The organism is Rhodophyticola sp. SM2404, from assembly GCF_053570515.1.
Genome location: NZ_JBSEDL010000010.1, coordinates 24,878 through 43,849 on the forward strand (window position 1 = coordinate 24,878; position 18,972 = coordinate 43,849).

General features: G+C 58.0%; 19 protein-coding genes. 9 read left to right on the forward strand and 10 right to left on the reverse strand.

The genetic code is table 11. The features are described 5' to 3' along the window. The 7 genes from ACTYEO_RS13505 to ACTYEO_RS13535 all read right to left on the reverse strand — a co-directional run bounded on the left by ACTYEO_RS13505 (position 1) and on the right by ACTYEO_RS13535 (position 8,505). Positions 1–1,323 (reverse strand): M16 family metallopeptidase, encoded by a 1,323-nt coding sequence (locus ACTYEO_RS13505; RefSeq protein ID WP_449324275.1) that lies wholly within the window; start codon positions 1,321–1,323, stop codon positions 1–3. Then, a complete protein-coding gene (locus ACTYEO_RS13510) occupies positions 1,320–2,675 on the reverse strand; it encodes a M16 family metallopeptidase (protein WP_449324276.1) in 1,356 nt (451 codons plus the stop codon). Before ACTYEO_RS13510 ends, ACTYEO_RS13505 begins: the two co-directional genes overlap by 4 nt. A gap of 95 nt (positions 2,676–2,770) precedes the next feature. After that, on the reverse strand, positions 2,771–3,298 hold the full coding sequence (locus ACTYEO_RS13515) for a DUF3035 domain-containing protein (RefSeq protein ID WP_449324277.1): 528 nt from the start codon (positions 3,296–3,298) through the stop codon (positions 2,771–2,773). A gap of 31 nt (positions 3,299–3,329) precedes the next feature. After that, positions 3,330–3,800 carry a signal peptidase II gene (lspA, locus tag ACTYEO_RS13520; protein WP_449324278.1) on the reverse strand — a complete coding sequence of 157 codons (471 nt, stop codon included), beginning with the start codon at positions 3,798–3,800 and terminating at the stop codon, positions 3,330–3,332. Positions 3,801–3,810: 10 nt separating this feature from the next. Further along, entirely contained in the window at positions 3,811–5,400 is a 1,590-nt protein-coding gene (purH, locus tag ACTYEO_RS13525) for a bifunctional phosphoribosylaminoimidazolecarboxamide formyltransferase/IMP cyclohydrolase (protein ID WP_449324279.1), read from the reverse strand. A 24-nt stretch (positions 5,401–5,424) separates the two neighbouring features. Beyond that, complete coding sequence (locus tag ACTYEO_RS13530; protein ID WP_449324280.1) at positions 5,425–7,191, reverse strand: heparinase II/III family protein; 1,767 nt, start codon at positions 7,189–7,191, stop codon at positions 5,425–5,427. 60 nt (positions 7,192–7,251) lie between these two features. Further along, positions 7,252–8,505: an RsmB/NOP family class I SAM-dependent RNA methyltransferase gene (locus ACTYEO_RS13535; RefSeq protein ID WP_449324281.1), complete on the reverse strand. Its 1,254-nt coding sequence runs from the start codon at positions 8,503–8,505 to the stop codon at positions 7,252–7,254. A gap of 72 nt (positions 8,506–8,577) precedes the next feature. Here ACTYEO_RS13535 and ACTYEO_RS13540 point away from each other — a divergent pair, with 72 nt between their 5' ends. Next, positions 8,578–8,757, forward strand: coding sequence for a DUF1674 domain-containing protein (locus ACTYEO_RS13540; RefSeq protein WP_375282387.1), 180 nt, complete (start codon positions 8,578–8,580; stop codon positions 8,755–8,757). A 9-nt stretch (positions 8,758–8,766) separates the two neighbouring features. Here ACTYEO_RS13540 and ACTYEO_RS13545 read toward each other — a convergent pair whose 3' ends face one another. Together ACTYEO_RS13545 and dapB are read right to left on the reverse strand one after the other, a co-directional pair. Further along, the gene (locus ACTYEO_RS13545) at positions 8,767–9,126 is read right to left on the reverse strand and encodes a dihydrodipicolinate reductase (protein ID WP_449324282.1); all 360 of its coding nucleotides are present in this window, start codon (positions 9,124–9,126) and stop codon (positions 8,767–8,769) included. A gap of 58 nt (positions 9,127–9,184) precedes the next feature. Continuing rightward, complete coding sequence (gene dapB / locus ACTYEO_RS13550; protein WP_449324283.1) at positions 9,185–9,997, reverse strand: 4-hydroxy-tetrahydrodipicolinate reductase; 813 nt, start codon at positions 9,995–9,997, stop codon at positions 9,185–9,187. 110 nt (positions 9,998–10,107) lie between these two features. Between dapB and rbfA the strand changes: the two genes are divergently transcribed. From rbfA to ACTYEO_RS13575, 5 genes are read left to right on the forward strand one after another with little or no spacing between them, the layout of a single operon-like run. Continuing rightward, positions 10,108–10,524, forward strand: coding sequence for a 30S ribosome-binding factor RbfA (gene rbfA / locus ACTYEO_RS13555; protein WP_449324284.1), 417 nt, complete (start codon positions 10,108–10,110; stop codon positions 10,522–10,524). After that, positions 10,521–11,267 carry a phosphodiester glycosidase family protein gene (locus tag ACTYEO_RS13560; RefSeq protein ID WP_449324285.1) on the forward strand — a complete coding sequence of 249 codons (747 nt, stop codon included), beginning with the start codon at positions 10,521–10,523 and terminating at the stop codon, positions 11,265–11,267. The genes rbfA and ACTYEO_RS13560 overlap by 4 nt, the downstream gene beginning before the upstream one ends. A 33-nt stretch (positions 11,268–11,300) precedes the next feature. Then, positions 11,301–12,212, forward strand: coding sequence for a tRNA pseudouridine(55) synthase TruB (truB, locus tag ACTYEO_RS13565; RefSeq protein ID WP_449324286.1), 912 nt, complete (start codon positions 11,301–11,303; stop codon positions 12,210–12,212). Beyond that, positions 12,209–12,724, forward strand: a complete 516-nt coding sequence (locus tag ACTYEO_RS13570) for a DUF1643 domain-containing protein (protein ID WP_449324287.1) — start codon at positions 12,209–12,211, stop codon at positions 12,722–12,724. Before truB ends, ACTYEO_RS13570 begins: the two co-directional genes overlap by 4 nt. Before the next feature lie 59 nt (positions 12,725–12,783). Continuing rightward, positions 12,784–13,689 (forward strand): alpha/beta fold hydrolase, encoded by a 906-nt coding sequence (locus ACTYEO_RS13575; RefSeq protein WP_449324288.1) that lies wholly within the window; start codon positions 12,784–12,786, stop codon positions 13,687–13,689. A gap of 3 nt (positions 13,690–13,692) precedes the next feature. On the opposite strand, the gene ACTYEO_RS13580 is transcribed toward ACTYEO_RS13575, so the two are convergent. After that, positions 13,693–15,084 (reverse strand): calcium-binding protein, encoded by a 1,392-nt coding sequence (locus tag ACTYEO_RS13580; RefSeq protein ID WP_449324289.1) that lies wholly within the window; start codon positions 15,082–15,084, stop codon positions 13,693–13,695. 401 nt (positions 15,085–15,485) lie between these two features. Here ACTYEO_RS13580 and rpsO point away from each other — a divergent pair, with 401 nt between their 5' ends. From rpsO to ACTYEO_RS13595, 3 genes are all read left to right on the forward strand, one after another. Continuing rightward, positions 15,486–15,755: a 30S ribosomal protein S15 gene (rpsO, locus tag ACTYEO_RS13585; RefSeq protein WP_449324290.1), complete on the forward strand. Its 270-nt coding sequence runs from the start codon at positions 15,486–15,488 to the stop codon at positions 15,753–15,755. Positions 15,756–15,988: 233 nt separating this feature from the next. Then, positions 15,989–18,121, forward strand: coding sequence for a polyribonucleotide nucleotidyltransferase (gene pnp, locus ACTYEO_RS13590; RefSeq protein WP_449324291.1), 2,133 nt, complete (start codon positions 15,989–15,991; stop codon positions 18,119–18,121). Positions 18,122–18,283: 162 nt separating this feature from the next. Continuing rightward, complete coding sequence (locus ACTYEO_RS13595) at positions 18,284–18,919, forward strand: L,D-transpeptidase (protein WP_449324292.1); 636 nt, start codon at positions 18,284–18,286, stop codon at positions 18,917–18,919. Positions 18,920–18,972 lie beyond the last annotated feature (53 nt).

The following is an 18,972-nucleotide window of genomic DNA, read 5'->3' on the forward strand; positions in this document are numbered from 1 at the left end:
TCATTCGGTCGGGGTGAGGCCCTCGGGCTGGCCCACCACCACAAACCGCAAGCCATCGGGCTGGAGCAGGCGGGCTGCGACGCGCCTGATATCTTCCATGGTGACGGCATTCACACGGTCATTTCGGGTGTTGATATATTCGGTCGGCATACCGTCTTGCTGCATGCCTGCAAGGATGCCCGCAATGGTGCCATTGCCGTCAAACCGCAAAGGATATGCGCCCGTCATATAAAGCTTGGCGGCTTCCAGTTCTTCCTCGGTCACGCCGTTCTCGGCCATGTCCTGCCAGATGCTGCGGGTGACCTCGATGGCCTCGGCCACTAGATTATTGGAGGATGAAAACTGCCCCAGCAGCATGGGCTGCCAATCGGCAAGGCTGAGATAGGAATAGATGCCATAGGTCAGGCCGCGATTGACCCGCACCTCATTCATCAAGCGCGATTGAAAACCGCCACCGCCAAGGATTTGGTTCAGAACAAAGGCAGGAAAGAAGTCCTCATCTGTGCGTTCAATCCCTTCATGGCCGAAAATGGTGACGGATTGTGGCGTGGGATAATCGACAACCGTTATCCCGCCTTCAAGCGCATACTCGGCAGGTCCTGGCAAAGCTGGGCCTTCCGCAGGAAGATCGCCAATCAGCCTGTCGATCAAGACACCCAGTTCCTCTGCTGTGATATCGCCAGCCGCCCCAATGAAAACCCGATCCCGCGTGAGGGCGGCACGATGGGCCGCGACCAGATTATCACGGGTCATCGTGGTGATCGTCTCCAAAGTACCTTGTTCAGGGCTGGCATAGGGGTGGTTGCCATAGGCTTGCGCATTGAAAGCTTGGGCGCCCAGTTCATCGGGGTCTTGTTGATGGCTTTCGATGATCGACAGAATTTGCGTGCGCACACGTTCGATCGCGCTTTCATCAAAACGGGGCGAGACCAGCGCATCCCGCAGCAAATCGGCTGCTTCATCGCGGTTCTGGCTGAGGAATTGCGCCGAAATCGCAACCGAGTCGCGATAGGAGGAGAAAGAGATTTGTGCGGCCAAGGCCTCGGCCTGCTGTGCATAGGCTTGCGCATCAAGATCACCTGCACCTTCTTCCAGAAGGCCCGTCATGAAATACACTGCCCCGCGTTTGCCTTCGGGATCAATCGAGGTGCCGCCCTGAAACCGGATATCAAGCGCCACAAAGGGGATCGTGTGATCCTCAACCAGCCAAGCCGATGTCCCTTGGGGTGAGGTTATTTCCTGAATGTCGATATCCGCCGCAGCGGGCAGAGCCAGCATCATGGCGGCAGCGATCGTCGAAAGACCGCGCAGGATCATACTCATTGGGAGGCCTCCTCGGTGGTCGCGACGGTTTGGGGCGGGCTGATATAGCCCGTGACAGATGGGGTTTGGGTAAAGATACGCTCGGCCATTGCCATGATATCTTCGGCGGTTGTTGCGGCGATGACCTCGGGCCATGCCTGCACATCCACCACCGTCAGCCCCGAGGTGAGCGCCATGCCATATTCCCGTGCAAGAGATTGCACGCTGTCTTGCTGATAGATATCGGCGGCGCTGTATTGGAATTTGATCCTGTCCAGTTGCGCGGGGTCGATACCCGTTTCAAGGAAATCTGCGATCACGCGGTCCAGATCAGCCTCGGCCTGTTCCAAGGACACGCCTGGTACGGGCACATTCACGACCGAAAAAGAGGAATCGTCATAGCTTGTGCTGGTGTAATAGGCCCCTGCAAAAAGCGATGCTTCGTCTTCGATCTGCAAGCTGCGGCTGAGCACAGCCGTAACGCCACTTCCCCCCAGAATTTCCGCAAGAAGGGAAAGCGCTGCGGCCTCTTCTTGCTGGCCTGTGTCGCGTTCAGGCGCGAGATAGGCGCGGCTTACATAGGGGCGCGCCACGCGCTGATCCTCAAAATAGATGCGTCTATCGGCCAGATGGGGTGGTTCTTGCGGGCGGCTGCGCGGCTCAAGGCCAAGGGTTGGCTCAAGCCCGCCATAATGTTCCTCGGCCAAGGCGCGAACCTCATCTGGGCTCACATCGCCCGCGACAATCAGGATGGCATTATTGGGTGCATAGAAACGGTCGTAGAAGGCCAGTGCGTCTTCGCGGCTCAACTGCTCCATCTCATGTCGCCAGCCAACGATCGGGATGCCGTAAGGGTGGTTCATGTAAAGCGCGGCGCGCAGTTCCTCGGAAAAGAGCGCACCGGGGTTTGAATCGGTGCGCTGCGCGCGTTCCTCGATGATGACACTGCGTTCGGTCACGATGTCGTCTTCGGTGATGCGCAAATTGCGCATACGGTCGGCTTCCATCTGCATCATCAGCCCCAATCGATCGGCTGCGACGCGTTGGAAATAACCCGTATAATCCCAAGAGGTGAACGCATTATCCGAGCCGCCATTGGCCTCAACCGTGGCGGAAAACTCGCCGCTTTCCAGCGTTTCAGTCGCTTTGAACAGCAGATGCTCAAGGAAATGCGCAATGCCTGAACTGCCCGCAGGCTCATCGGCGGCACCTGCGCGGTACCACAGCATATGCACCACAACGGGGCTGCGATGGTCTTCGATGACAACAGCTTCAAGGCCGTTATCAAGGGTGAATTCGGTCACTTCTCCAGCAGCAAAGGCCAAATTGGGCAGGCTGAGAGATAAGGTCAGACAAAGAACGGCAAGGCGCACAGGCGGCCCTCCTGAAACGAGGTAGTTATATCAGACAAGATAAGCGCGTGACCCCAAGCATCAAGCGGGCCTGACGCGGCTGTGATGAAGGCAGCTTATTCTGCTTCTGGGTTTGGAGGTGCTGCCACCGTGCGAATGCCTGCGCGGCGCATCCGTTCAAGCTCGGCATATCTGTCGAGCGAGACGTCCTCATAGGCATTGAAATAGGTGGTAATCGCAAAAATACGTTCTAGGAGCAGCGGATTATTGTCGCGGCGGAATTGCTCGTCTTCGCTGGCCAGAACGCCGCGAATATCTGGGGCAACGCCAAAGCGGGAAACATAAGTGACCACATCCCCTGCGCGGTTGCCGCGTTCCACATTGCCACCAAGGGCCGCAATTGCATCGGCTTCGGGGTCAGGATCGGCGCGGTTCATGCCGCCAAGCGTGGGCGGTGGTAGTTCTGCAAATGTCTCGGGCATTTCCAAGGGGCGCGTGGGAAGGATGGCAAATTCATCCGGCCCTTCCCCTGTTTGGCGAAGGTTCATCAAGGAGGGTGTTTCACCACGGCTACAGGCCGCAACGGACGCTGCCACTAACAAGATGCAAAAACTACTGCCTAGATGCTTCATTCGCCCCTCCATGCCACGGGTTTAGCGTAACTCATTCCCGCCGTCACGGGGTGATCTTCTTCGTATCTGCAAAGAGGATCAAGCCAAAGGCACCCGCAAAGATGCCGATATCAGCAATATTAAAGGTAAATGGGTTCTGGATGCCGCAACATGACATATTGAGAAAGTCGGCAACGGCCCCGTAAATCACCCGATCCAAAGCATTTCCAAGCGCGCCGCCAACAATCGCACCAGCACTGAGCAGCGCGATTGGCCGCTCCAATGAGCGCGCCCACCAGAACACCCACGCCGATATTCCCAAAGCCAGCACGATCAGGAACCAGCGCGAGGCCTCATGCGCCTCGGCGAATAGGCCGAAATTGATGCCTGTGTTCCAGCCCATAATGAAGGTCAAATAGGGCGGGAACACTTCGATCACGCGGACCGTCTCGAGGTTTAATCCATGCACCACGCCCCATTTGCTGCCCTGATCAAGCAGGAACCAGAAAACCGCTGAGATGTAGAACAGGCGCATGGATCAATACTCAGTGACGGAAATGGCGCATGCCAGTGAAGACCATCGCAAGACCCGCCTCATCGGCGGCGGCGATGACCTCATCATCCCGCATGGACCCGCCAGGCTGGATCACGGCGCGCGCGCCTGCTTCGGCGGCAGCCAGCAGACCGTCAGGGAAGGGGAAGAACGCATCTGAGGCCAGCACAGCACCAAGGGCGGGGCTTTGCGGCAGGCCAAGCACTTCGGCCATATCCTGCGCCTTGCGCGCGGCGATGCGCGAGCTGTCAACGCGGCTCATCTGGCCTGCGCCCACACCCACCGTGGCGCCGTCTTTCACATAGACAATCGCGTTGGATTTGACATGTTTGGCAACTTTCCAAGCAAAGAGTAGATCATCAAGCTGCGCTTCGGTCGGGGCGAGCTTGGTCACCACCTTCAGATCATCGCGGGTGATATGGCCGCTGTCTTTGTCCTGCATCAGATATCCGCCCGAGACCTGACGAATGGTCATCGCGGCCTGTTGCGGGTTGGGCAGGGTGTCGGTGGTCAAGAGGCGGAGATTTTTCTTGGCGGCAAAGATCGCCTTGGCATCCGCATCTGCACCCGGTGCAATCACGACCTCGGTGAAAATCTTGACGATTTCTTCCGCAGTGGCTCCGTCAAGCGGTTGGTTCAATGCAATGATCCCTCCGAAAGCCGAGGTCTGATCACATTGGAACGCGCTTTTATAGGCCTCCACCAAGCTGCTGCCTTGGGCTACACCGCAGGGATTGGCATGTTTGATAATCGCGCAGGCGGGGCCGTTTGCGGGGTCAAACTCGGCAACCAATTCAAAGGCGGCATCGGTGTCGTTGATATTGTTGTAGCTCAGTTCCTTGCCCTGATGCTGCATGGCAGTCGCCACGCCGGGGCGGTTGGAGCCATCAAGATAGAAAGCGGCGGCCTGATGCGGGTTCTCGCCATAGCGCAGGGTCTGGGCAAGTGTGCCTGCAACCGCGCGGCGGCGCGGCGCGGGCTCGTCTATTGCTGCGGCCATCCAAGTAGATACGGCCGCATCATAGGCACCCGTGCGGGCATAAGCGCGCTGTGCAAGGGTTTGTCGGAAGGCATAGCTTGTCGCACCATCATTGCTGTCCAGCTCGGCCAAAAGGGCTGCGTAATCCTCGACATCGGTTACGACGGACACAAAGCTGTGGTTTTTTGCGGCAGCACGGATCATGGCGGGGCCGCCGATATCGATATTCTCGATACAGGTGTCGTATTCCGCGCCCTTGGCGACCGTTTCTTCAAACGGGTAGAGGTTCACGACCAACAGATCGATCCCGCCGATGCCATGCTCTTCCATCGAGGCGACATGTTCAGGGTTGTCGCGCAGCGCCAGAAGGCCGCCATGCACCATCGGGTGCAGGGTTTTGACGCGCCCGTCCATCATCTCGGGGAAACCCGTGACCTCGGCCACATCCCGAACAGCCAGACCCGCATCGCGCAATGCTTTTGCCGTGCCGCCAGTCGAGAGCAACTCCACCCCGCGATCCGAGAGAGATTTGGCAAAGTCCAGAAGGCCTGTCTTGTCAGAGACGGAAATCAGGGCACGCGAGAGGGGGAGGTGATCGGTCATATTGGGTCCTAAACAGTTCCAGTGTCACAGTCGGAGAGGATCAGGCGCATAGTCACGATGCGCCAAAGGGGCATCGCTCGGCTTGGCCAAGCTCCAACTTATGGCGCTCCCATACTCCGTGAGGCGGGTAAAGAGAACAATCTGTTTTGTCGCGCGGGGCTTTATCCGCCCATTTTCGAGGTAAAATGACGGCTCGATCCGCAATTCGGCCTCACCGCCATGGCGAAAGACCCAAACCTCACCGCCCCTGAGGGTCAGCGAGGCCGCATGCCCGCCCAGACCAATCTCGGCCTCGACCTCGGGATGAAGATGGAAGCGAAGGGAAAAACCGATGCCGTTTCCGCCTGCATTGGCAAGCATATGGTCCAGAACTTCGCGGTCGGTATCCTCCATCGCGGCCAGACCATCTTCGCCTTGCAAGAACCTGCCGTCATTATCGAGGGTGAGCGAGCGAATATGCGTCAGACCATGGCTGGTGACATAGCCGTCATGGCTCAGCGTGATCTGGCGGCCGTTCTCAGACGGGAAATCCTGCATCTCCACCTTCTCTGGCCCCTCAACCACGTCTTGCCTCAGAATGCCGTCATCATTGATGCCAGCACCAAGCCGTGCAGAGGAATACCCGTCAATATTCAGCGTGGAATGCGAGAGGGTCGCGCGCCCTGCGCGCCGCCATTCGGGCCCGAAGCTCACGCCTGATCCGCAGCTTACAATCACGGGCCGCCGCCCTGATGTCATCTCCATAGCCAGTGTGGAGGCGTGGGCATTATAGCTTTTTGGCCCTTTATGTGGAGGGGCGGCATCCACGATAACGCTTACCCGTCCCGCCGACATCCGCGCATAGCCCATGGCCAGCCCGTTCATCACCGAGGGACGCACGCCTGATTGTGATAGCGCCTGATCCAGCCGCCCCGACACGCCGCGCCCGCCGCCATGGAAACGGGCAAGCCCACCATCGCTGTGGCGCAGATTGCGCAAGGTGGGTGCGATGCGCATGATGGCGGTTTGAACGGCAGGGGCCGGTTCGCGCCCTGTTTCCGCAAGGATCGCCGAGACCCAAGTCAGCAGCGTAAAGACCTCCAGCAATTCTTCGGGGTTGCGGGTTATGATCCCGCCTGAGGCATCTACCTCGCGGCTGCATTCGCGGGCCAAGGCGCGCATCGCGCGATCCAGATGGCGCTCCATTCCTGTCAATGTGCAGGCCGAATAGATAAGCCCCGTGAGGGCTTCAAAGCGGGGCAGGCCATGGCTGGTGACATGCCAGCGTCGGGCAAGGAACTGGGTTTGGCGCGCCAAGGCGGAGGTAAAGGCGCGGCTTTGCGCGGGTGCCTGCCCGCTGAGAAGAAAGAAGGCATGGCTGATCCAACGGATTTGCCTGCGCCCTGCCAAATCGGGCTCCCATCCCGGACCTCTGCCTTTGCCAAAGCGCGTGAGCCAATCGGCCAGCCATGCTTGCGCGCGTTTCTGGCCCGAGCCATCGGTGATCGCGGCGAGGTGGTCCATCCAACCAAAACCGTGCAATTCGTGCAGGAAAGCATCATTGGGCGGGTCGATATCCCAAGGCAGGGTGTCGGGGGCTTCAACCAGAACACCGCCAAACATGAAATTCCCCGCCAAAAGCTGGCGACCGCGCGGATCAAGCCCGATTGTTTTGGGCTCGGGCTTCCATGTGAAGCCCTTGGCCGATCCCGAAAAGCCCGCGCGCCACGCGGCCCATCTATTGGCCGAACTGCTCTGCCCTATGCGCGGTTTCTGCGCGGGGGAGGCGTTTGATGATTGGGGTTCGGACATTGCTCGGGGCCTGCTCTGGCGTCTTTTATGCAGCAGTCTTACCGTCCGAAGGCCACGGTGTCACCGCCTTTGCAGGCGCGCCATGTAAAAGCCGTCTATCCCACCCTTGTCCGCCCAAAAGGAGGGTAGGATACGCAGGCCACCCTCAGGGCTGGCCCATTCCGCATCACCGCCGACCTCTTCTGGGTCGATCGGCAGTATTTCCAGATTGGAATGGCGTTTCAACGCGGCCTTGATCTGGTTTTCACCCTCATTCGGCAGGATGGAGCAGGTGCAATAGACCATCACACCGCCCACGGTCAGCAAGCTGGAGGCATGGTCGATCATTTGCATTTGGAGCCGCGTCAGATCCTCGACCTCGCGGGCGGATTTGACGAAAGGCAGGTCGGGATGGCGGCGGATTGTGCCAGTGGCCGAACAGGGCGCATCCAACAAAATGGCATCGAACCCCTCGGCCTCAAAACTGAGGGCGTCATCAATGACCAGATTGGCCGTCAGCCCCGTTCGGGACAGGTTATCGCGGACGCGGTGCATGCGCTTGTTGGAGATATCGAGCGCCGTCACATCGGCCCCCATCGCCGCCAATTGCATGGTCTTGCCGCCCGGAGCTGCGCATAAATCCAGCACGCGTTTGCCCGCAACCTCGCCAAGCAGGCGCGCGGGCAGGGCGGCGGCTGCGTCTTGCACCCAGAACTGGCCTTCGGAAAATCCGGCCAAGGTCGAGACTTGGCCCTGTGCAAGGCGGTAGCTGCCGGTTGGCAGGCGGCTTGCCCCTTCAATCGTCAAGTCACCATCACGCGCGGTCAGATCAATCAGTGCGCCATTTTCATGTGCGGCCTCAATCGCGCGTGTGATGTCTTCGCCCCATTTGCCGCCAATGGTTTTGCGCATCCAGACGGGGATGCGTTGTGGCGGCAGCTCTTCCCAACGGTCGCGCGCTTCAGTGTCGATTTTGCGCAAAACGGCATTGATCATCCCCGCCCCGCGGGATGTGGCATGGCTGTATTTGGCGATGGTGACAGCGGCATTGACCACGCCATGCGCCTCGGCCCCGTCGATCAGCAATTCAGCGGCACCCAGACGCAGAATATTCAAGGTCGGCGGGTTTGGTCGGCGTTCGAAATAGGGGGCCAGCAATTGGTCGATACGCCCCAGATGGCGCAAGACGGTCGCGGCCAGCCGCGTGGCGCGGGCGCGGTCTTCGGGGGGCAGGTAATCGGGTTCGGGCAGATGGGCCAGCATGCGCTGTTCTTGCAGTACCGCTTTGAGTGCTGCCAGCGCGGCACGGCGCGGCTCTAGTCCTTCGCTCGACATGTTCAGCTTACCCTTGTTTGGCAGAGGCTGCGGCGTATATCACAGGGTAGGAAGTTGCAAGGAGGCGTGCCCGTGGCCGATACATCCAAACCAGAATTGCCCGAAGCCGCCAAGCGCGCTTTGGCCGAGGCCGAAGAGCGGCGCCAGAAGCAAAAGGATTTGGAGCTTCCCACTGAGCTTGGAGGCCGCAATGGCCCTGAACCCGTTCGCTATGGCGATTGGGAGAAAAAGGGCATCGCCATCGATTTCTAGGGTGCTGTCCTATTGCAGGGACAGATCAGCATAATTCCCTGCGCCACGATCCGAGGTGAAGCGGATGGTGCTTTCACGGATCTGCACCATCTGGCAATTGAACCCCAGATCGGTATCGCCCCAGAAAAGATCGCGGCAGAAATAGCCGCCATTCCAGTCCCAAGCCCCTGTGACGGGGGTGCCGAAGGCCCGCCCGTTGATTGCTCCGTCTGGGGAGACGGTTAGGCGAATGCCAAATCGGGTCAGTTCGCGTTGACTTATCAAGCCCACGAAACTTTCGCGCGATTGCACAATATCGAATTCTTCGGCTTTGGCGTGGTTTGCTTGCACTGAAATCAGCGCGGCTGCCACCATAACGATCCACCGCATCTTTTTGCCCCCATGACTCGATGATCACGAAGTATTACGCGGCAAAATCAGATATGGATCAAGAAAGCCCTAGAACATCGAGCATATCAAACTCGCCGGGGCCTTTATTCTGACCCCAAAGGGCGGCTTTCAGCGCACCGCGGGCGAAAATGGCACGATCCGTGGCGAGGTGGCGCAGAACAATCCGTTCGCCCGCTGCGGCAAACATCACGTCATGCTCCCCCACGATATCCCCGCCCCTGATGGCCGAAAATCCAATCTCGCCACGCTTGCGCGCGCCTGTGATCCCGTCACGGCCGCTTTCCATGGCATCCTTGAGGGAGATACCGCGCCCTGCGGCGGCTGCTTCACCCAGCATCAGGGCGGTGCCTGAGGGGGCATCCACCTTTTGGTTATGATGGGCCTCGATCACTTCAATGTCGAAATCCTCATCCAATGCGGCGGCAACCTTGCGGGTGAGTTGCACCAAGAGATTGACGCCAAGGCTCATATTGCCCGCGCGAATGATCGTTGCATGACGGGCCGCCGCTGCAATTTTTGCCAGATGCGTATCATCAAAGCCGGTTGTGCCAATCACATGCACACAGCGTGCCTGTGCCGTCAGTTGCGCATGGGCGATTGTGGCCTCGGGCGAGGTGAAATCGATCACGGCTTGGGCTTTGACAATCACGTCGAGCGGATCATCGTAAACAGGCACACCGCTTGGCATGCCGCCCATGACCTCGCCCAAATCCTTGCCGACCCAGTCATGCCCGCTGCGCTCGGTCACGCCGACCAGATGCGCCTTGTCGCTTGCGGTGATCGTATTGATCAACATTTGGCCCATGCGCCCCGAGGCGCCCATGATGGCGATGCCTGTGCTATCGGTCATGTCTTTTCTCCGGTAAACTCAGGTTTCTCCTAGCCCAAGGGCGCGGATTACGAAAGCGTTGCTTGCGAGAAGGCGGGTGTTCCCCTAGATGCTGGGGAAAGGATGGTGTGATGGCAAAGAACAAGTTTCATGATGGGCCCGGCCCCTCGCAGCGGCAATTAAGGGTCGGTGAATCGCTTCGCCGGACCTTGTCGGATGTTCTCAACCGAGGGGATATCCACGACCCCGACCTCAACCGTATGTCGATCACGATCGGCGAAGTGCGCACCTCGACGGATCTCAAAATTGCGACCGTCTTCGTGATGCCCTTGGGTGGCGGTGACCGCAAGGAGGCGATTGAGGCGCTCAAGCGCAACAAGCACGAGCTGCGGCGGATGGTCGGGCGCGAGATGAGCCTGAAATACGCCCCCGATCTGCGTTTCCTGATCGACGAGACCTTTGACCGCATGGATGAGACACGCCGTCTTTTCGCGGATGAACGGGTTGCACGTGATATAGCATCAGGCGGCGAGGGAGAGGACGCATGATCAGAAGCGCCATTCTGGCGTTATTTGGTTTGGTCGTTTCCAACGCGGCTTTTGCGTCATGCACAAGTTTCGAATTTGACGGGGCAGATTTTTCGGCCTGCGAGGTTGATGTGCCTGCGGCTGATCTGCGCCTTTGGCTGCGCAATGAAGAGGGTGAGGTTTTTGGCAGCTTCACCCGTCTGAACAGCAGTTTGCCTGACGGGCAATCCATCGCATTCGCGATGAATGCAGGCATGTTCCACGATGATCGCAGGCCCGTTGGCCTCTATATTGAGGATGGGGCGCAGGAGATGCGGGTTGTCACCTCTGAGGGGCCCGGGAATTTCGGTTTGCTGCCCAATGGGGTGCTTTGCGTAAATGATGACCGCGCACAAGTGATCGAAAGCCGCAATTATGCGAGCGCTTTGCCTGAATGCCGCTTTGCCACCCAATCGGGGCCAATGCTGGTGATTGATGGCGAATTGCATCCGCGTTTTCTGGAAGACAGTAGCTCGTTGAATTTCCGCAATGGCGTTGGTGTGGATGAAACAGGTACGCGGCTTGTGGCTGTGATCTCGGATCAGGCGGTGAATTTCCATCACTTCGCGCGCGTCTTTCGGGACCATTTTGACCTGCCCAATGCCTTGTTTCTAGATGGTCGTGTCTCGCGGCTTTATGCGCCTGAGCTGGGGCGCTCGGATTTCGGTTTTCCAATCGGACCGATCCTTGGGGTCGTGGTTGACGAGGACGCCTTGGGCGGGTAGCAGCTCGGCCTTCCGATAAAGGGCAAAGCGCATATGGCACGCAGGAAAAAAGGTCGTGATATTTCGGGGTGGCTGGTGGTGGATAAACCCGCTGGGCCGACATCGACCGCTGTTGTGAATAAGGTAAAATGGGCCTTGAACGCCAATAAGGCGGGCCATGCAGGCACGCTTGATCCTGAGGCGACGGGTGTTCTGGCCATTGCCCTTGGTGAGGCGACAAAAACCGTTCCCTATATCACCGATGCGATGAAGGCCTATGTTTTCACGATCCGCTTTGGGCAAGCCACCAATACCGATGATGCCGAGGGCGAAGTGATCGCGACAAGTGAGACCCGCCCAAGCGATGCGGATATCACAGCCGCGCTTGGCCAGTTCACGGGCGATATCCAGCAGGTGCCACCGCAATTCTCGGCTGTGAAGATCGACGGGGAGCGCGCTTATAAACTGGCGCGCGATGGCGAAGACCTTGAGCTGGCCGCCCGCCCGCTCTTTGTCGAAAGCCTCAGCCTGCTGGCGCGTCTGGATGATGAGCATGCGGAATTGGAACTGGTCTGCGGCAAAGGCGGCTATGTCCGCTCTATCGCGCGGGATCTGGGCGAGGCGCTTGGCTGCTATGGCCATGTCCTCAAGTTGCGGCGCATCTGGTCGGGCCCATTCGAAGTGGAAGACGGGGTTAGCCTTGAGACAGTCGAAGAACACGCCCGAACCGAAGGGCTGGACGAGTTTCTGCTGCCTGTTGCCACTGCCTTGGACGAGTTGACTGAATTGCAATGCACTGACCAAGGTTTCGCTCGCCTGAAAAACGGCAATCCGGGGCAGGTGGTTCCAACCGCTGATCTGCCCGAATATGGCGAAGAGGCTTGGGCCTCGTATCAGGGTAAACCCGTGGCCGTGGGCATCTACCGCTCGGGTGAATTGCACCCCGCACGGGTGTTTAATCTGTGATTACGCGCAGTCATCAAAAGGGGGATGCCGATAGTGTGGCGGTTTATTCTCCTTGCGAGAAATACCGCTACTCGCTGACCCGTATCTGGGAGGGGGAGGGCGCGCGTGCGCTGTTCATTATGCTCAACCCCTCTACTGCGACCGAAGTACAAAACGACCCGACTGTCGAGCGATGTGAGCGCCGTGCGCGCGCGCTTGGATTTGGTGGGTTTCGTGTGCTCAACATCTTTGCATGGCGCGATACCGATCCGCGATTGATGCGCAAAGCGGTTGATCCTATTGGCCCCGCGAATGACGCCGCGATTATTGAAGGCGTGGCTTGGGCCGATCAGGTGATCTGCGCTTGGGGCACCCATGGGGCGCATCTTGGGCGTGGCCCCGAGGTAGAGGCGCTGCTGCGAAAAACAGGCGCGCCCTTGTTCCATTTGGGCCTGTCGAAAGACGGCCACCCCAAACATCCGCTTTATATCGGATATGCCGTTCAGCCCGAGATTTGGCCCACCAGCGATTGACCCGCCGCGCCCCGCAGGCTTTGATCGGGCGAATTGGCAATCATATCGAGGAGCGGCCTATGTCTGATACCGAGGGTTTTACCCACAGCATGATTGCGACAAACGGCACCCGCTTATCGGTGCATCAGGGCGGGCAGGGCGCGCCCTTGATCCTGATCCATGGCTATCCGCAAAACCATATGTGCTGGTCCAAGATAGCACCTGAACTGGCTAAGCATTTCCATTGCATCATCCCTGATCTGCGCGGTTATGGCGATAGCGATATCCCCGAGAATACGGCGGATAACCAAGCCTATTCCAAACGCGAAATGGCCAAGGATATTTTGGGTATCATGGATGCGCTCGGGATTGAGCGCGCGCATATCCTCGGCCATGATCGGGGTGGGCGCGTCTCCTATCGCTTTGCGCTTGATCATCCAGACAGACTGGCGCGGCTTGGGATTATCGAGATCGTCCCCACAGGTGATTTCTGGGAATCTTGGACGGCCGATCTGGCGCTGAAAGCCTATCACTGGACCTTTCTTGCCCAACCCGCGCCCTTGCCCGAGCGGATGATCAGCGCCGATGGCGTGGCCTATATGGATTGGACCTTGGCGTCTTGGACCCATGTCAAAAGCCTCCAGCCCTTCTCGGATCAGGCTTTGGCCAGCTATCGCAAACAAGCCGCTGATCCTGCCCGAATTGCGGCCATGTGCAATGATTACAGGGCAGGGGCGAGTTTTGATCGTGCTTTGGACAATGCCGATAAGGCCGAGGGCCGCAAGATTGCAGCGCCTTTGCTATTTGTCTGGGCGCAAAACGGGTTTCCCGCCAATACGGGCGATCCGCTTGGGCTTTGGCGGGAATGGGCCGATGATTTGCATGGGATCGAAGTGGTCGAGACAGGGCATTTCGCCATGGAGGAGGTGCCCGATGCGGTGCTGGCAGCCGTGCTGCCCCATTTTGAGGGCTATCCTGCGGGTTGATCTTCAGGCGGCGTTGTCGATGCTGCGCAAGGTGATGGTTTCGGGATCAAGGCCTTGGCCACCCGTCACCCGCAGCACGATCTGACCATTCAACAGGATATTGGCCCCAGACCCATCGGGGAAATCCTGCACCGAGAGGGTCGGGTCGGGGCTTTCACTGGGATTATAGAGCAATTCGATCCTGTCCTCGCTTGGGTTGAAATCAAGGATATGGCTGGCTTGTTCGGCCTGTTCGATATGGCTGCCTGATATAAAGTGATCGGCCCCCTCGCCGCCAGTAACGGTGTCATCGGCGCCTGCCAGAATGGTGTCATTGCCCGCACCGCCATCCAGTGTATCGCCCGTGTCCAGATCAGGGCCGCCATCGGGTGCGACGCTTCCATCGATCAGGTCATCGCCCGCGCCGCCTGCAATATTGTCAGCCCCCAGCCCGCCTTGCAGGATATCGCCGCCATCGCCCCCATCCAGGCTGTCATTCCCCTCGCCGCCAAAAAGCGCGTCTTGGCCCGTATTGCCGCTAAGCTGGTCATTGCCTTCGCCGCCTGCAAGAAAATCATGCCCCGCACCGCCGCTTAGGCTGTCATCGCCCTGATCGGCGTAAATCTCGTCATTTCCGCCAAGGCCTGACAAGGTATCATCGCCCTCATCCCCAAAGATCGCGTCATTGCCGCTGCCGCCGATGATGACATCTTCCGAGGCCGAGCCTGTCAGGGCATCGCCTTGGTCAGGATCAAGCACAGGGGCCATCGCATCGCGGATGTTCAACGCATCCGAGGAATAGGTGTTCTCGACCTGCCCTTCGAAAATCGAGGCTTCGGGCGCGTCAGAAAAGCGTAGTTCGACATCATCAACGGTCAGCCCCGATACGCCTTCCAGAAAGGCAGTGGCGACCCCTTCGGCCATGACAAGCGTGTTCCCAGGCTGGCTTGAGTCATCAAAGCTGATCTCGGGCGGGGCGGTTCCATCGCCGTCGAATTTCAGAACCAGCATGTCCTCGCCCTGTTGAAAGTCGAAAATCTGCGGAATGGCCGCGCCCTGATCCGGCGTGCCGCTGGTTTCGAACTGGTCGGCCCCCTCACCGCCAAAGGCAAGGTCGCCGTCTTCAAGGCGCAGGATATCATCGCCTGCCCCGCCATTCATCAGATCACGGCCAAGCCCGCCATCAAGTGTATCATTGCCATCGCCGCCAAACATATCGTCATCGAGAAAACTGCCCTGAAGGGCGTCGCCATCTTGGGTGCCGATGATGGTAGTTTGAACGGATTGGGTGCTGCCCGCATCGAATTCATTATTGCGGATGGGCGGGTCGTCCTCCGTATCTTCTTCACTGATCAGAAAGCTGGTCAGCGCGAAGCCTGCCATCAAGCTGGAGAATAGCCCTGTCAAAAGAAGCATCGCGCCCTCCGGCATCGAAACAAGTGAAATTCGGGGATGTTCCGAGGCGGGTAGAGCCCTCGCCGTGATGGCGATACCGCTGTATCAGGACAGATCGCGCGGCGCGTTGTGACACGGGCTTGTGCCGAATCTGTCGGCTCAGCAAACCAGATACCCCTCAATCTACGAGAAGCGGCGGCAATCTGAGAGAGGAAATTTCCCCAATGGTTAACGAAACATCCCCAAAAACCCTTGGAAATCGGGGATTGGGGGCGGGTTTCGAAGGAAACCTCTTTTCTTTGTCGATGTTTTCTCCTACATGCGCGCATCTGCATCGGAGTCATCTGGTGTAGCACTCCAAGGGCCTTGCTGGACGACATCCCGGCCTGCGCCATGACCCTTAACCCTTAAAGGAGCCCACGATGTCGATTACTGCTGAAGAAAAAGCACGCTTGATGAAAGAATTCGCGACCAAAGAAGGCGATACTGGTTCGCCCGAAGTACAGGTTGCTATCCTGACATCGCGTATCTCGACGCTGACCGAGCACTTCAAGTCGCACAAGAAAGACAACCACTCCCGTCGTGGTCTTTTGATGATGGTTGCACAGCGCCGTAAGCTGCTCGACTATGTCAAAGGCAAGGATGTGTCCCGTTACCAATCCTTGATCGAGCGTCTCGGCATCCGCCGCTAAACGCCGACAAACCGGATTTCTGGAAGGCCCGCTCATCTCGAGCGGGCCTTTCTTTTTGGCTCTGGTGCCAAGTTGCTTTCCAAATAGGGCAATCCAGTGTATGTGCCGCGCATCTGAGACGTGACGCTCTAGACCCCGGCGTTGTGCGAAGGATTGGGGTCGGTGGCAATGGGGCCACCCATGAAACGGGAGACCCGACAGGGGTCGGGAGTGCTCCCATACAGGAAACGATAATGTTCAACGTTACGACGAAATCTATTCAGTGGGGGGAAGAAAGCCTCACCCTCGAAACGGGCAAGGTTGCCCGTCAGGCCGATGGTTCTGTGATTGCGACCCTCGGCGAAACATCGGTCATGGCAAACGTGACCTTTGCAAAAGCACCTAAGCCGGGTCAGGACTTCTTCCCGCTTACGGTCCATTACCAAGAGAAATACTATGCGGCCGGTAAAGTTCCCGGTGGCTTTTTCAAACGCGAAGCGCGTCCGACCGAAAAAGAGACGCTGACTGCGCGTCTTATCGACCGTCCGATCCGCCCACTCTTCGTTCCCGGCTTCAAGCATGAAGTTCTGGTGATGTGTACGGTTCTGAGCCACGATCTGGTCAATGACCCCGATGTGGTTGCGATGATCGCGGCTTCGGCGGCCCTGACTATTTCCGGCGCGCCTTTCCGTGGCCCGATCGCATGTTGCCGCGTTGGTTTTGAGGATGGCGAATACATCCTGAACCCGACCGTCGATGACATGCATGACCTGCGCAACAACCCCGATCAGCGTCTGGATCTCGTGGTTGCAGGCACCAAAGAAGCCGTGATGATGGTTGAATCCGAGGCCTATGAGCTGTCAGAGGAGGAAATGCTGGGTGCGGTAACCTTCGCGCATGAGCAAATCCAGCCTGTGATCGACCTGATCATCTCGCTGGCAGAAGATGCCGCGAAAGAGCCGTTTGACTTCCAAGCGCCTGATTACTCCGATCTCTATGAGCGGGTAAAAGCCTTGGGTGAAGCCAAAATGCGCGAAGCCTATGCTCTGACAGACAAGCAGGAGCGCACCGCCGCTGTTGCCGCCGTCAAAGAGGCGATCAAGGCTGAATTGAGCGAGGAAGACCTTGAAGATGAAAATCTGGGCTCCGCACTCAAGAAGCTTGAATCGGGCGTTCTGCGTGGCGCAGTTGTAAAAGACGGCAAGCGGATTGATGGCCGTGCACTTGATAAAGTGCGTGACATCGTCAGCGAAACCGGCCTTCTGCCACGGACCCACGGCTCGGCTTTGTTCACCCGTGGTGAAACGCAAGGTCTGGTTGTGACCACGCTTGGCACAGGCGATGATGAACAGTTCATCGACGCTCTGCATGGCAATTTCAAGTCGAACTTCCTGCTGCATTATAACTTCCCTCCCTATTCGGTGGGTGAAGTTGGTCGTGTCGGCTCGGCGGGTCGTCGCGAGATTGGCCATGGCAAGCTTGCATGGCGTGCGCTTCAGGCGGTTCTGCCATCGGCCACTGATTTCCCCTACACAATTCGCGTTGTGTCTGAGATCACGGAATCGAACGGTTCCTCCTCGATGGCCTCTGTCTGCGGCGGTTCGCTGTCGATGATGGATGCGGGCGTTCCTCTCAAGGCTCCTGTCGCAGGTGTTGCGATGGGCCTTATCCTTGAAGATGACGGCTCCTATGCGGTTCTGACCGATATTCTTGGCGACGAGGATCACCTCGGCGACATGGATTTCAAAGTGGCTGGTACCGCCGATGGCATCACCTCGCTGCAGATGGACATCAAGGTTGCAGGCATCACGCCTGAAATCATGAAGAAAGCTCTGGAGCAGGCCAAGCAAGGCCGTTTGCACATCCTCGAAGAGATGAGCAACGCGTTGACCGAAGCTGGCGATTTCTCGGTGCATGCACCGCGTATTGAGACCATGCAGATCCCAACCGACAAGATCCGTGAAGTGATCGGCTCGGGCGGTAAGGTCATTCGTGAAATCGTTGAAGTGTCGGGCGCTAAGGTCGACATCAATGATGAAGGCATCATCAAGATCGCATCGCCAAATGGCGAAGCCATCCAGAAAGCCTATGAGATGATCCACTCGATCGTCGCCGAGCCTGAAGAGGGCAAGATCTATAAAGGTAAGGTCGTGAAGATCGTTGATTTCGGCGCCTTCGTGAACTTCTTTGGCAAGCGTGATGGTCTGGTACATGTGTCCCAGATCGAAAACCGCCGCCTGAACCATCCGTCGGACGTTCTGAAAGAAGGTCAGGAAGTCTGGGTCAAGCTCTTGGGCTTTGATGATCGTGGCAAGGTTCGTTTGGCTATGAAAATGGTCAATCAGGAAACTGGCGAAGACCTTCCGAAAGAAGAAGCAGAAGAGTAATCTTTGCTTTCGATGCAACACTGGAAACCCCGTGCCTTGGCGCGGGGTTTTCCTTTTGGATGCTGACCTTATTGTGACCGAGATGATCTTGCGTCAGCAGAGATTCTTGGGGATTATTCGCGGGAAATTATACTGGGCCCGTTGTATTTGAAGGATGATATAATGCTAACCCGCCGCCATTTCATAGCCACTGGGGCTGCTCTTATATCGACACCGGTATTTGGTCAGGATGATGTGGGCTTTGATGACGCAATCGAACGCCCCGATCCGCTCGGGGATAACCCTTGGGGTTTGCACCCACGTTTCATGCCGACGCGGGTGGTCCATAATCCGGGCCTCAACCCGGGTGATCTGCATGTCGACCCGATTGCCAAATATATCTACCATATCGGAACAGATGGCACCGCGATGCGCTACGGGGTGGCTGTTGGCCGCTCGGGTCTGCAATCGCCAGGCCGCTATACGATCCGCCGCAAGGTTGAATGGCCAAGCTGGACCCCTACTGCCGCGATGATCGCGCGTGAGCCTGAGGTTTACGCCGAATTTGCAGATGGTGTTCCTGGTGGCCCCGAGAACCCTTTGGGCGCGCGGGCGATGTATCTCTATGATGGCAACCGCGATACCTATTTGCGTGTGCATGGCACCCCGCAGCCATGGTCGATAGGCACCGCCGCATCCTCAGGCTGTGTGCGGATGGTCAATGCCCATGTGACCGAGCTCTATGATCAGGTCGAGATGGGTTCTTCGATCTATTTGCATGCTCCGAATTACGCGATCTCGGGGCCGTCGGCCGCCTGAAGCGGTTTACAAGCAAAGAAAAAGCCCCCGAAATCGGGGGCTTTTGTGTTTGA

Bases quoted from the DNA above. Each gene is read 5' to 3' on its own strand.
- ACTYEO_RS13505 (WP_449324275.1), bottom strand. From the start codon at position 1,323: ATGAGTATGATCCTGCGCGGTCTTTCGACGATCGCTGCCGCCATGATG.
- ACTYEO_RS13515 (WP_449324277.1), bottom strand. From the start codon at position 3,298: ATGGAGGGGCGAATGAAGCATCTAGGCAGTAGTTTTTGCATCTTGTTA.
- lspA (WP_449324278.1), bottom strand. From the start codon at position 3,800: ATGCGCCTGTTCTACATCTCAGCGGTTTTCTGGTTCCTGCTTGATCAG.
- purH (WP_449324279.1), bottom strand. From the start codon at position 5,400: ATGACCGATCACCTCCCCCTCTCGCGTGCCCTGATTTCCGTCTCTGAC.
- ACTYEO_RS13530 (WP_449324280.1), bottom strand. From the start codon at position 7,191: ATGTCCGAACCCCAATCATCAAACGCCTCCCCCGCGCAGAAACCGCGC.
- ACTYEO_RS13535 (WP_449324281.1), bottom strand. From the start codon at position 8,505: ATGTCGAGCGAAGGACTAGAGCCGCGCCGTGCCGCGCTGGCAGCACTC.
- ACTYEO_RS13545 (WP_449324282.1), bottom strand. From the start codon at position 9,126: ATGCGGTGGATCGTTATGGTGGCAGCCGCGCTGATTTCAGTGCAAGCA.
- dapB (WP_449324283.1), bottom strand. From the start codon at position 9,997: ATGACCGATAGCACAGGCATCGCCATCATGGGCGCCTCGGGGCGCATG.
- rbfA (WP_449324284.1), top strand. From the start codon at position 10,108: ATGGCAAAGAACAAGTTTCATGATGGGCCCGGCCCCTCGCAGCGGCAA.
- ACTYEO_RS13560 (WP_449324285.1), top strand. From the start codon at position 10,521: ATGATCAGAAGCGCCATTCTGGCGTTATTTGGTTTGGTCGTTTCCAAC.
- truB (WP_449324286.1), top strand. From the start codon at position 11,301: ATGGCACGCAGGAAAAAAGGTCGTGATATTTCGGGGTGGCTGGTGGTG.
- ACTYEO_RS13575 (WP_449324288.1), top strand. From the start codon at position 12,784: ATGTCTGATACCGAGGGTTTTACCCACAGCATGATTGCGACAAACGGC.
- ACTYEO_RS13580 (WP_449324289.1), bottom strand. From the start codon at position 15,084: ATGCTTCTTTTGACAGGGCTATTCTCCAGCTTGATGGCAGGCTTCGCG.
- rpsO (WP_449324290.1), top strand. From the start codon at position 15,486: ATGTCGATTACTGCTGAAGAAAAAGCACGCTTGATGAAAGAATTCGCG.
- pnp (WP_449324291.1), top strand. From the start codon at position 15,989: ATGTTCAACGTTACGACGAAATCTATTCAGTGGGGGGAAGAAAGCCTC.
- ACTYEO_RS13595 (WP_449324292.1), top strand. From the start codon at position 18,284: ATGCTAACCCGCCGCCATTTCATAGCCACTGGGGCTGCTCTTATATCG.